The 12,258-nt window shown below is 64.6% G+C and carries 9 protein-coding genes and 2 pseudogenes; 5 read left to right on the plus strand and 6 right to left on the minus strand.

Features of this window, described 5'->3' with window-relative positions:
- The first annotated feature begins 1 nt into the window (after position 1).
- Positions 2 to 643: a nuclear transport factor 2 family protein gene (locus SDENCHOL_RS00640; RefSeq protein ID WP_154715698.1), complete on the plus strand. Its 642-nt coding sequence runs from the start codon at positions 2 to 4 to the stop codon at positions 641 to 643.
- 18 nt (positions 644 to 661) lie between these two features.
- Here the strand turns inward: SDENCHOL_RS00640 and SDENCHOL_RS00645 are convergent, their stop codons facing one another.
- The 6 genes and pseudogenes from SDENCHOL_RS00645 to SDENCHOL_RS14690 all read right to left on the minus strand — a co-directional run.
- Positions 662 to 1,726, minus strand: coding sequence for an alkene reductase (locus SDENCHOL_RS00645; protein ID WP_154715699.1), 1,065 nt, complete (start codon positions 1,724 to 1,726; stop codon positions 662 to 664).
- A 233-nt stretch (positions 1,727 to 1,959) separates the two neighbouring features.
- Entirely contained in the window at positions 1,960 to 2,775 is an 816-nt protein-coding gene (locus SDENCHOL_RS00650; RefSeq protein ID WP_154715700.1) for a crotonase/enoyl-CoA hydratase family protein, read from the minus strand.
- A 90-nt stretch (positions 2,776 to 2,865) separates the two neighbouring features.
- Complete coding sequence (locus SDENCHOL_RS00655) at positions 2,866 to 3,570, minus strand: MOSC domain-containing protein (protein ID WP_067171346.1); 705 nt, start codon at positions 3,568 to 3,570, stop codon at positions 2,866 to 2,868.
- A 14-nt stretch (positions 3,571 to 3,584) separates the two neighbouring features.
- On the minus strand, positions 3,585 to 4,673 hold the full coding sequence (apbC, locus tag SDENCHOL_RS00660) for an iron-sulfur cluster carrier protein ApbC (protein ID WP_067171343.1): 1,089 nt from the start codon (positions 4,671 to 4,673) through the stop codon (positions 3,585 to 3,587).
- Between the two features lie 182 nt (positions 4,674 to 4,855).
- Positions 4,856 to 5,254: pseudogene (locus SDENCHOL_RS14685) on the minus strand (methyl-accepting chemotaxis protein); the annotation flags it as partial.
- Between the two features lie 204 nt (positions 5,255 to 5,458).
- Positions 5,459 to 6,319: pseudogene (locus SDENCHOL_RS14690) on the minus strand (PAS domain-containing protein); the annotation flags it as partial.
- A 106-nt stretch (positions 6,320 to 6,425) separates the two neighbouring features.
- On the opposite strand from SDENCHOL_RS14690, the gene metG reads away from it, so the two are divergent.
- The 4 genes from metG (at position 6,426) to SDENCHOL_RS00685 (ending at position 12,232) form a co-directional block, all read left to right on the plus strand.
- Entirely contained in the window at positions 6,426 to 8,576 is a 2,151-nt protein-coding gene (metG, locus tag SDENCHOL_RS00670; protein WP_067171340.1) for a methionine--tRNA ligase, read from the plus strand.
- Positions 8,577 to 8,654: 78 nt separating this feature from the next.
- Positions 8,655 to 9,080, plus strand: coding sequence for a ribonucleotide reductase subunit alpha (locus SDENCHOL_RS00675; RefSeq protein WP_154715701.1), 426 nt, complete (start codon positions 8,655 to 8,657; stop codon positions 9,078 to 9,080).
- A 10-nt stretch (positions 9,081 to 9,090) separates the two neighbouring features.
- Positions 9,091 to 9,408: an acylphosphatase gene (locus SDENCHOL_RS00680; protein ID WP_067171334.1), complete on the plus strand. Its 318-nt coding sequence runs from the start codon at positions 9,091 to 9,093 to the stop codon at positions 9,406 to 9,408.
- The gene (locus tag SDENCHOL_RS00685) at positions 9,401 to 12,232 is read left to right on the plus strand and encodes a CHASE domain-containing protein (RefSeq protein WP_067171331.1); all 2,832 of its coding nucleotides are present in this window, start codon (positions 9,401 to 9,403) and stop codon (positions 12,230 to 12,232) included. Before SDENCHOL_RS00680 ends, SDENCHOL_RS00685 begins: the two co-directional genes overlap by 8 nt.
- Positions 12,233 to 12,258 lie beyond the last annotated feature (26 nt).

Here is a 12,258-nt window from a genome sequence, read left to right on the forward strand (position 1 = left end):
CATGAGCAACGACAGCGCCGTCGGCAAGGATCTGCTCGCCCGCCTCGACCGCCTCGAAGCCATCGAGGAAATCCGCATGCTGCCGGCGAAATACGCACTGTCGCTGGACATGCGCGACCTCGATGCGCACGTCAATCTGTTCGCCCCGGACATCCGCATCAGCAAGGAGCAAAGCGGCCGCGCGGCGATGAAGCGCTGGCTCGACGACACCCTGCGCCTGCAATTCACCGGCACCGCGCATCACATCGGCGGCCACATCATCGAGTTCCGCGATGCCGATCACGCCATCGGCGTGGTGTATTCGAAGAACGAGCACGAGACCGGCGACGAGTGGGTGATCATGCAGATGCTCTATTGGGACGAATACGAACGCATCGACGGCCGCTGGTATTTCCGCCGCCGCCTGCCCTGCTACTGGTATGCCACCGATCTCAACAAGCCGCCGATCGGCGAGCGAAAAATGCGCTGGCCGGATCGCGAAACCTATGACGGCGCCTGGCACGAACTGTGGCCGTCATGGCAGGCATTCTGGGCCCATCCACCCGGCGACGAAGCGCCGCAAGTGGCGCCACCCGCGCCCTTGGGCAAGTTTCTCGAAACCATGCGCCGCGGCGCGCCGACGCCCAAAATCCGGGTGCGCTGAACCTGAACGCCTGAGGCTTCAGGTTTTCGCCAGCGCCGGATAGTCGATGTAGCCGCGCGGCCCGTCCGCGTAGAGCGTGGCCGCATCGAAGTCGGCAAGTTCCGCGCCTCGGCGGAAGCGCTCGACCAGATCGGGATTGGATACATAGTAGCGGCCGAAGGAAGCAGCGGCCGCGGTGCCCTCGGCAATGTACCGGCTCGCCTTGTCCAGCGTCAGGCTGTCGTTGATGATCAGATTGCCGCGATAGTTTTCCTGCACCAGCTTCAGGCCATCCACGCTCAAGGCCGGCAGATGGACCAGATGCAGATAGGCAAGCCGCATGGGCGTGATGGCCTGCAGCAAAGCTGAGAAAGTTTCCGCCGGATCGTCATCCTGCAGATCGTTGAAGGGATTGCCCGGACAGATGCGGATGCCGACACGCCCGGCGCCGGCGGCGGCGATCATCGCCTGCAGGGTTTCGACGACGAAGCGGATGCGATTTTCCACGCTGCCGCCATAGGCATCGCTGCGCCGGTTGGCGCCGGTGGACAGGAACTGCGCCGGCAGATAACCACTGGTGGCATGCAGCTCGACGCCGTCGAAACCGGCAGCCAAGGCATTACTCGTCGCCTGGCGGTATTCGTCGATGAGCGCCGGAATTTCCTCCGTGCGCAAGGCGCGCGGCATGGCGAATTCCTGCATGCCGGATTCGGTATACATCCTGCCCGCCGCGCGTATCGCCGAAGGCGCGACGGTTTCGGCATCCGCCGCCTTGTTCAGCGAATGGGCAATTCGCCCGACATGCATGACCTGCATCACCATCAGTCCGCCTGCCGCATGCACGGCGTCGGTGACGGCACGCCAGGCGGCTATCTGCTGCGCGCTGTGGATGCCCGGCGTGCGGCAATAACCCTTGCCGTTCGGACTGGGCTGCGTGCCCTCGCTGACGATCAGCCCGGCGCTGGCGCGCTGGCGGTAGTACTCGACGTGCAAATCCGTCGGCACGTCACCCGCCGCCGCGCGGCTGCGCGTCATCGGCGCCATTACGATGCGGTTGCGCAGTGACAGTTCGCCAAGCTGAACGGGATCGAATAGCGTGGTCATGATCGCTGCCTTTCAAGTCAACAAATTCTCGGAGGGCTGGATGCCGCTGCGTGCCGCATCAAGTGCCCTTCGCCGCTACGCGGCATAACTGGCACTAGACGCGTCCCCTGGGCCGCATCAAGTCCCCTCCGCCGTCCCGGCATAACGGGGACTAAATGCGGCCCTTTGGACCGCATCAAGTCCCCTCCGCCGTCCCGGCATAACGGGGACTAAATGCGGCCCTTTGGACCGCATCAAGTCCCCGTAAACACCGGTTTGCGTTTTTCCTTGAAAGCGCGCATGCCTTCCTTGGCGTCGTTCGAGGAGAACACGCCCCAGCCGATGACTTCCTCGTTGGCCAGCGCTTCCTTCTCGCTCAGCCAGTGGCCGTTCTCGCGCAACGACTTGGTGATGGCCTTGACCGACAGGGGGCCGTTTTCACAAAGCTGCGCGGCCATCTTCATGGCTTCGGCGAGCGCCTGGCCGTGCGGCACGACCTTGTTGATGAGACCGAAGCGCAGCGCTTCCTGCGCCGTGACGTGGCGGCCGAGCAGCAGCATTTCGGCGGCCAGACAGTAGGGAATCTGGCGGCGCAGGCGGATCGTCGAGCCGCCCAGCGGAAACAGGCCGCGCTGGACTTCGGTGATGCCCAGCGTGGCATCCTCGGCGGCGACGCGCAGGTCGGTACCCTGCAGAATTTCGGTGCCGCCGGCCAGCGCATAGCCTTCGACGGCGAGGATGACCGGCTTCATCGGCTGATTGTGGCGCAGCAATGCCTGCCAGTGCAGGTCGGGAACTTCCTGCATCAGTTGCTGGATTTCCTCGGCGTTTTCGCCGCCTTCCGGCCCGGCCTTGAGGTCCATGCCGGCGCAGAAGGTATCGCCCTTGCCGGTCAGCACGGCGCAGATCAGCTCGTCGTCGCTGTCGAGCAGACGCCAGGCCTTGTACATGCCGATCAGCATCGCCGGCGTCAGCGCATTCTTCGCCTCGACGCGGGCCAGGGTGACCACCAGCACCTTGCCTTGCTTTTCGACGATGCAGTTCTTGGTGCTGATATCGAGTTCAGCCATCATTCTTCTCCTGGATTGTCGTTCTATCGCAGCCGACCGGGGATTCCGGCAAGCACCGAGCCGCAGATTGTAGCAGCGAGCGATGCGTGATCAGCGCGGCGGCCCGTTCAGGCGCTTGTCCCAATCCTCGACGCATCCGCTGGCCAGACGGCGCTCGATCAGCGTGCGCCAGCCGGGCACCAGCGGCAGCGCCAGCACGGCGGCGAGCGTCGTCGCATCGAGGCAGGGCCGGTAGAGCACGTCCATCATGCGGGCGATCGGCCAGTCCGGATACGGCCGCGCCAGCAGCGCGATTTCATCGCCGGCGCCGATCTCGCCGTCCGTCAGCACGCGGCAGTACCAGCCGGTGCGCAGCGTGTCCTGCAGGCGACGGGCCATGTCCGCCGCCTCGAAGCGGTCGTTGAGTTTCCAGCAAGGCTGGCGACCCTGGCTGATTTCCAGCACGCAGGAGCCCACGCGCCATCGATCGCCGATGCAGACGTTCCGTTCGGTCACGCCCTCGACCGCCAGGTTCTCGCCGAAGGCGCCCGGCGCGGCGAGCACCGGCAACCCGCCGAGTTCATCGCGCCAGGCGGCGTAATGCGCGCTGCTGTAGAGATGCACGGCCTTGTCCGCCCCGCCGTGGAATTGCGTATCGCCCTGCTCGTCGTTTTCCAGGCCGAGCGGGCCGACCCGCACCCGGCCGGCGACCGGCTGCTTGGCAATGGCGCTGATCACGCCCGGCCGCGTATAGGGCACGGCGCGGCCGACGAGCACGGCTGCGATGCGACCGATGCGGTCGATGCCCCCGCTCATCACCCGCTCCCCGTTCAGGTGTTCTGGATGACGATGTTCGGAAATTTAGAACTCAGGTTCTTCGCCTGCTGCGCCACCTTCACCGCCACGCGGCGAGCGATGGTTTTGTAGATCGCGGCGATGCGGCCCTCCGGATCGGCGGCGACGGTCGGCGTGCCGCCGTCGGTGCTCTCGCGGATGCCGATGTCGAGCGGCAGCTCGCCCAGCACGTCGATGGCGTAATCCTGCGCCATGCGCGCCGCGCCGCCGGCACCGAAGATGTGCTCTTCATGACCGCAGTTCGAGCAGACGTGCGTGCTCATGTTCTCGACGATGCCGAGGATGGGAATGCCGACCTTCTCGAACATCCTGAGCCCCTTGCGCGCGTCGAGCAGGGCGATGTCCTGCGGCGTGGTGACGATGACCGCGCCGGTCACCGGCACCTTCTGCGCCAGCGTCAACTGCGTATCGCCCGTACCCGGCGGCAGGTCGATCACCAGGTAGTCGAGATCGTCCCAGCGCGTGTCGTTGAGCAGTTGCTGCAACGCCTGGGTGACCATCGGGCCGCGCCAGACCATCGGCGTTTCCTGGTCGATGAGAAAGCCGATCGACATCACCTGCAGGCCGTGCGCCTGCATCGGCAGCATGCTCTTGCCATCGGGCGAATCGGGCTTGCCCTGGACGCCGAGCATGGTCGGCTGCGACGGGCCGTAGATGTCGGCATCGAGCAGGCCGACCTTCGCACCCTCGGCGGCCAGCGCCAGCGCCAGATTCGCCGCCGTGGTGGACTTGCCGACGCCGCCCTTGCCCGAAGCCACGGCAATGATGTTCTTCACCCCTTCGATCAGCTTGATGCCCTTCTGCACGCTGTGCGCGACGATCTTGCTGCGCACCTGCACGTCGACCCGGCCGATGCCGGGCAAGCTCTGCAGTTTGTCGCCGACCTGACGGCGGATCGTCTCCAACTGGCTGTTGGCCGGATAGCCCAGTTCGATGTCGAGCGCCACGTTCGCGCCGTCGATCCTGAGGTTGCGTACGCTGCGGCCGCTGACGAAGTCCTTGCCGGTGTTGGGATCGATGAGTTCCTTGAGGGCGGCTTGTATCTGGGCTTCGTTGATGCTCATGATTGTTCTCCAGTCCGGACGGAAGCGTGACCTGGCTTGGCGCCAGACCGGTCACGCAATGAATCGTGATTTTTTGGATTCGTGAATTCCTGAACCCACGAATAGCCGAGTATTTTAATCTGGTTTCCGCCGGCAGGCTTGCCTTGCCGCCCGCATGGCGCGGCCTCGGCGCGAGGCTCACATCATGACGCCATGCGATTGGCATCAGAGGTTTGCGGCAGCGCCACGCCCTGTCCGTCCGACGGGACTGTCGCCAAATGGGTGAAGCGCCCGATCGCCGCAACGACGGCACTCGCGCTGTCCATGATTTGCTGCATGGTCGCGCCGGTGTCTTCCACCAGCCCGACGCTGTTGTGCGCCTGTTTCCCGATTTCCTGCATGCGCGCAACCGCCTGGCGCGTTTGCACCTGGATGTCGGCGACGGTCTTGCCAACCTCGCGGGTCGAGTTCGCGGTTCTCTCGGCCAGCTTGCGCACCTCGTCCGCGACCACCGCGAAGCCGCGTCCGGACTCGCCGGCGCGTGCCGCCTCGATCGCCGCATTGAGCGCCAGCAGATTGGTCTGGTCGGCGATTTCCCTGATGGTATTGACGACCGAGGTAATCTCTTCGGCGTGGCTGCCGAGGTGGGTCACATCCTCGGCGGCGTGGCCGATGCTTTCGGACATGACATTGATTTCGGCGGCGGTCCGGCGCACGTTCTCGACGCCGGTCGCGCACCATTGCTCGGTTTGCTGCGAAGTGGCATGGGCGAATTGCGCGCTTTCGCGCTCCCTTGCCTGCAGCTCCACGCTGGCCGTGATGTCGGTCGCGAACTTGACGATGCCCGTGACAGTGCCCGCATCGTCGAGCAGCGGGTTATAGCTGGCTTCCAGCCAGCGATGCGTGCCGTCACTCGCCACCCGCCGGATGCGGTCGGCAACGGGCTTGCCGGCGCGCAAACGGCTCCACAACTGCTGGTATGCCGGGCTCTGGACAAACTCATGATCGCACAGCATGCGGTGATGCCTGCCGAGCAGGGCATCGCTCCGATAGCCGAAGGCTGCAAGAAAATTGTCGTTGGCGGCGACGATCGTGCCGTCCGGAGCAAACTCGATGACGGCCATGACGCGGTGCAGGGCATCGATGAAGCTGCGGTTGCGCGCCACATTCTCGACCTGACCAGTGATGTCCGTCGCCAGCTTGATGACCCCCGTTACCTTACCGTGCTCGTCAAGTACCGGCACATAGCTCGCCTCCAGCCAGACGGCCCGACCATCCGCCGCCACGCGCTCGACCCGGCCGCTGAAAGCTTCGCCGCGGCGCAGGCGATCCCAGAAATCCTGATAGTCCCTGCCCCGGGCATATTCGGGACGGCAGAACGATTGGTGGGACTGTCCAACCAGTTTTTCCGGGTCAGGGTATCCGAGGGCGCTGGCAAAGTTTCCGTTCGCCTTGATCACGCGGGCGTCGAGGCTGAAGAGGATCATCGCCATCGCGCGATCGATCGCGCGATGTTCGGCCTCCAGCGCGTGGAGCCGGACATTTGCCGCGCTCGATTCGCCCTTGTCGACAGCGCGTTTCCAGAACATGTTCTCTCCTTGATGGACTTGCGATGATGCGCATCGGGAGCCGGGAGTATGCGCATCGGCATGCCGGCATGCAACCATGAAGGAATTGCGGATATGCGCGGCCGCATCCCTCCTGCATCCCGGCCCTATCGCGCACGCCCCTTGCTAAAATGCGCTCCCGCATCCTGCCCTGCCGTCCACATCCATGACCCACACCCCGCGCCAGATCCTCGTCACCAGCGCCCTGCCCTATGCCAATGGCGCGATCCACCTCGGCCATCTGGTCGAGTACATCCAGACCGACATCTGGGTGCGCTTCCAGAAGATGTGCGGCCACGAATGCTGGTACGTCTGCGCCGACGACACCCACGGCACGCCGATCATGCTGCGCGCCGAGAAGGAAGGCATCACCCCGGAAGCCCTGGTGGCGCGCGTGCATGACGAGCACAGCCGCGACTTCGCCGGCTTCCACGTCGCCTTCGACAACTACTACACCACGCATTCCGGGGAAACCCGTCATTATGCCGAGGACATTTACCGCAAGCTGAAGGCCGCCGGACTGATCGACATCCGCAGCATCGAGCAGTACTACGATCCGCTGCGGGAAATGTTCCTGCCCGACCGCTTCATCAAGGGCGAGTGTCCGAAGTGCGGCGCGGCGGATCAATACGGCGATGCCTGCGAAGCCTGCGGCGCGGCCTACGCGCCGACCGATCTGAAGAATCCGTATTCCGCGGTCTCGGGCGCAACGCCGGTGCTGAAAGCCTCAGAGCATTATTTCTTCCGCCTCTCCGATCCGCGCTGCCAGGATTTTCTGCGCCGCTACACGCAAAGCGGCCGGCTGCAGACCGAGGCCGCCAACAAGATGCAGGAATGGCTGGGCGCCCCCGGCGAGAACAAGCTGACCGACTGGGACATCTCGCGCGATGCGCCCTACTTCGGCTTCGAGATTCCCGGCGACGACGGCAAGCCCACAGGCAAATTCTTCTACGTCTGGCTCGATGCGCCGATCGGCTACATGGGCTCGTTCAAGAATTTGTGCACGCAGCGCGGTCTCGATTTCGATGCCTGGTGGGGCAAGGACGCCACCACCGAGCTGTACCACTTCATCGGCAAGGACATCCTCTACTTCCACGCGCTGTTCTGGCCGGCCGAGCTGGAACACGCCGGCTACCGCACGCCCAGCGGCATCTTCGCCCACGGTTTTCTGACCGTCGACGGCCAGAAGATGTCGAAGTCGCGCGGCACCTTCATCACCGCCGAAAGCTATCTCGAACAGGGACTGAATCCCGAGTGGCTGCGCTACTACTACGCCGCCAAGCTGAACGGCACGCTGGAGGACATCGATCTGAACCTCAGCGATTTCGTCGCCCGGGTCAACAGCGACCTGATCGGCAAATACATCAACATCGCCAGCCGTTGCGCCGGTTTCATCACCAAGCGTTTCGACGGCCGGCTCGGCAATGTCGACATGACGGCGATGAACGAATTCGAGGCCGCCCGGCAGAGCCGGATCGTCCGCGACAGCCTCGAAGCCCGCGACTACGCCCGGGCGCTGCGCGAAATCATGCGCCTGGCCGACGTCGCCAACCTGTACGTGAACGACCACAAGCCCTGGGAGCTGGCCAAGGATCCGTCTGCCGAAGCGGAAGCGCGCCTGCACGCGGTCTGCACCACCGCGCTCAACCAGTTCCGCAATCTGACGATTTATCTCAAGCCGGTGCTGCCGGAACTGGCCGCGCAGGTCGAAACCTTCCTGAATCTGCCGCCGTTTGCCTGGGCCGATCTGGCGCGTCCGCTCGCGGCCGGACACCGGATCAATCCCTACCAGCATCTGATGCAGCGCATCGACCCGAAACAGATCGACGCCCTGGTCGAGGCCAACCGCGAATCATTGACGCCGGCGCCGGCCGCTGCCGCAACCACCGACGCCGCCAGGGACGCGGTGCATTCCCAGCAGCGCCACGCGCAACATCAGCAAGGCGACGTCGCCGCCGCCAGGACGTGTTTCGCGCCGGAAATCGGCGTGGACGATTTCGGCAAGGTCGATCTGCGCATCGCCCGCATCGCCAATGCCGAACACGTCGAAGGCGCGGCCAAGCTGCTCAGGCTCACCCTGGAACTGGGCGACGACGTACCGCCGCGCACGGTCTTCGCCGGCATCAAGTCGGCCTACGATCCGGCGACGCTGATCGGCCGGCTGACGGTGATGGTCGCCAATCTCGCGCCGCGCAAGATGAAGTTCGGCATGTCGGAAGGCATGGTACTGGCCGCTTCCGACGAAAGCGGGCAAACTGCGGGACTGTTCCTGCTCTCGCCCGACAGCGGCGCCACGCCCGGCATGCGAGTGAAGTAACACCGGACGCCGGACACCGTTCGCACCCCCTTCCCGCGCCATCCGCCGGCCTTCAAGGATATCGAGGATACTTAGCCCATGTACATCCAGACCTTTGACGATCTCCTCAGCTCGGCCCGGCAGCAGCCCGACGCCCAGCGCCTGTTGTTCATCTTCACCATTTCCGAACTGCCCGAAGATGCCACGCTCGAACAGCGCATGCGTTTTCGCGATGGCCTGGGCGGCGCACTGACGCCGTTGATGGAAGTCGACAAGCTGCCCGATGAACTCCAGGACTTCGATCATCTGGTGAGCGAATCCATGGAGTTCGCCAAGGGCACGCGCGCCGCGGACTGGTCCATCGTCTTTTGCGCCGCGCTGGGTGGACACGGCCGCACGCCGCCGGCCCGCGAGGAAGCGGACATCCCCCTGCGCCGCATGACCGATGCCATCCGCATGGGCGAAATCGGCCCCTACATCGCCTTCGACCGCATGGGCCACCAGGTGCGGCTGGTGCAAAACTGAATCCTCCGCCATGAACTCCGCCCCCGACCTTGCCGAAGCCCGCCATCTCGTCATCAGCGGCCGGGTGCAGGGGGTCGGCTTCCGCTTTGCCATGGCGCACGAGGCGATGCGCCTGAGGCTGGCCGGCTGGGTACGCAATTGCCGCAACGGTACGGTTGAAGCACTGATCGCCGGCCCGGCCGAGGCGATTGCCGGCATGCTGGTCTGGGCGCGTCACGGCCCGCCGCCGGCGCGGGTCGAACAGGTCGCCGTCGCACTGGCGCCTGCCGGCGAAGTTGCCGCGCTGCCTGCCGACGGCGGCTTCGTCCAGCGGGGTGATCATGGATGACGCGCTTACCGACGACCCGGACGAGCATCCGGACGAACCACCGGCATTGATGCGGCGCAAGCTCGCGCAGCAGGTATTTCGCTGGATTCCCTGGCTGGTGCTGCTCCTCTCCCTGTCCTTCACCGGGCTGGCCTGGCGCAATGCGCTCGTGGCGCAGGAGCGATACGAACAGACGCAATTCGATTTTCAGGTGCGCGCCGTGCTCACGCGCATCGAACAGCGCATGCAGGCCTACCAGCAGACCCTGCTGTCGGTGCGCGGCCTGTTCGAGGCATCGAAGGACGTCGATCGCCAGAAATTCAGGCGCTTCGTGGATTCGCTGCATCTGACGGAAATATACCCCGGCATCCAGGGGCTGGGCTTTTCCCGGCTCATCGCGCCCGCCGAGCTGGAACGGCATATCGACGCCGTCCGCCGGGAAGGTTTTGCCGGCTACACGGTCCAGCCCGCCGGTCCGCGCGACGTCTACAGCGCCATCGTCTTTCTCGAACCTTTCTCCGGCCGCAATCTGCGCGCCTTTGGCTACGACATGTATTCCGAACCCGTGCGCCAGGCAGCCATGGTGCGGGCGCGCGACAGCGGTGAAGCCGCCCTGTCCGGCAAGGTGCGTCTGATGCAGGAAGCCGGCCGCGAAGAGCAGGCCGGCCTGCTGATGTACGTGCCGGTGTATCGCAACGATGCGCCCCAGTCCACGCCAGTCGAGCGCCAGGCCGCATTGCTGGGCTGGGCCTATGCGCCGTTTCGCATGCGCGACCTGATGAACGGCATCCAGGGCGGCCGCATGGGCGAACTCGATATCGAGATCTACGATGGCGAGCACCCGCTGCCCGAGGCCCTGCTGTACGACTCCTACCGGGAAAACCTGACCAGCTATGCGGAAATGCACGTCAGCCGCGAGCATCGGCTCGGCGCCAGCCATACCCTGACCATCGCCGGCCATCCCTGGACGGTGATCAGCCGTCCGGCGCCGGGTTTTCTGCAGCACGTGAAGGATCGCCAGCAACCGGTGCATACCGCCCTGCTCGGCCTGGCAATCAGCGGCATGCTGTTCTGGCTGTCCTGGGTGCTGATCAACGGCCGTCGCCAGGCGTTGCAGGCCGCGCATGGAATGACCCGGGAACTGCGGGAAAGCGAGGCGCGCTTCCGCCTGCTGGCGGATTCGGTACCGGCGCTGATCTGGCTCGCCGACACCGATCGGCGCTTCTACTGGTTCAACCGGCCCTGGCTGGAATTCACCGGCCGGTCGCTGGACAAGGAACAGGGCTACGGCTGGACGGACGGCATCCATCCCGAAGACATCAAGCGCTATCTGGATACCTATTACGCCAGCTTCGATCAGCGCCAGCCCTACACCATCGAACTCCGTCTGCGCCATCACGACGGCGACTGGCGCTGGATCGCCGATCACGGCATCCCCCGCTTCAAGAACAATGACAGCAATGACGAATTCATCGGCTACATCGGCTCCTGCACCGACATCAACGAACGCAAGCTGATGGAAAAGGCCTTGCAGCGCAGCGAGGAAAACTTCCGGCGGCAAAGCCGGACCATGGCCGAAATCCTCTGGGGCGCCGACGTCGGCACCTGGGAATGGAACGTACAGACCGGCGAAACCAGCTTCAACCAGCGCTGGGCGGAAATCGTCGGCTATCGCCTGGAGGAGTTGGCGCCCATCAACATCACCACCTGGCATCACCTCACCCATCCCGACGATCTCAAGCGCTCCAACCTGATGCTGCAACGCTGTTTCCGCCGCGAACTCGACGCTTACGAATGCGAAGTCCGCATGCAGCACAGCGACGGCCACTGGGTCTGGGTACTGGATCGCGGCCGGGTGGTCGAGTGGGCCGAAGACGGCCAGCCGCTGCGCATGTCGGGCACGCACCTGGACATCACGGCGCGCAAGCAGTCGGAGATCCGCTTGCAGCTCGCCGCCAATGTCTTCACCCATGCCCGCGAAGCCATCGTGATCGCCGACACGGACGGGACGATCATCGACGTCAATGAAGCCTTCATCCGGATCACCGGCTATACGCGCGAGGAAGCGCTGGGCAACAACCCGCGCATGCTGCAGTCCGGGCTCCAGGATGCGGATTTCTACGATGAATTCTGGGAAACCCTGCTGTCCAAGGGCCACTGGTCGGGCGAAATCTGGAACCGGCGCAAGGATGGCGAGGTGTATCCCACATTGATGACCATCAGCGCGGTACGCGATGCAAACGGCCGGCCGCAGAACTACGTTGCGCTGTCAACCGACATCACCGCGATCAAGAACTACCAGAGCAAGCTGGAGCACATCGCCCATTACGACGTGCTGACCGGCCTGCCGAACCGCGCCCTGCTCGCCGACCGCATGCGCCATGCGCTGTCCCAGTGCCTGCGTCGCGACGATGCGCTGGCCGTGGTCTATCTCGATCTCGATGGTTTCAAGGCCGTGAATGATCGCCATGGCCATGAGATCGGCGACGAATTGCTGGTGCATGTCGCCCGGCGCATGCAGGAAGCCCTGCGTGAAGGCGATACGCTGGCGCGCATCGGCGGCGACGAATTCATCGCCGTGCTGGTCGACCTGGACGAGCCCTCGCACTGCGAACCGATCCTGGAACGCCTGCTGCAGGCCGCCGCCGATCCCGTGAATCTCCGGGGATACGCCCTGAATGTCTCGGTAAGCATCGGCATCACGCTATTCCCCGTCGATCGCACGGATGCCGATCAACTGATACGTCACGCCGATCACGCCATGTACCAGGCCAAGCAGGCAGGCCGCAATTGCTATCGGTTTTTTGCGCCGACGCCGAATGCGGAAGAACCGCCGGAGGAATAGAGAATAGCCGCGCAAGCGCCGGCGGC

This window comes from Sterolibacterium denitrificans, assembly GCF_900174485.1.
GTDB classification, from domain to species: domain Bacteria; phylum Pseudomonadota; class Gammaproteobacteria; order Burkholderiales; family Rhodocyclaceae; genus Sterolibacterium; species Sterolibacterium denitrificans.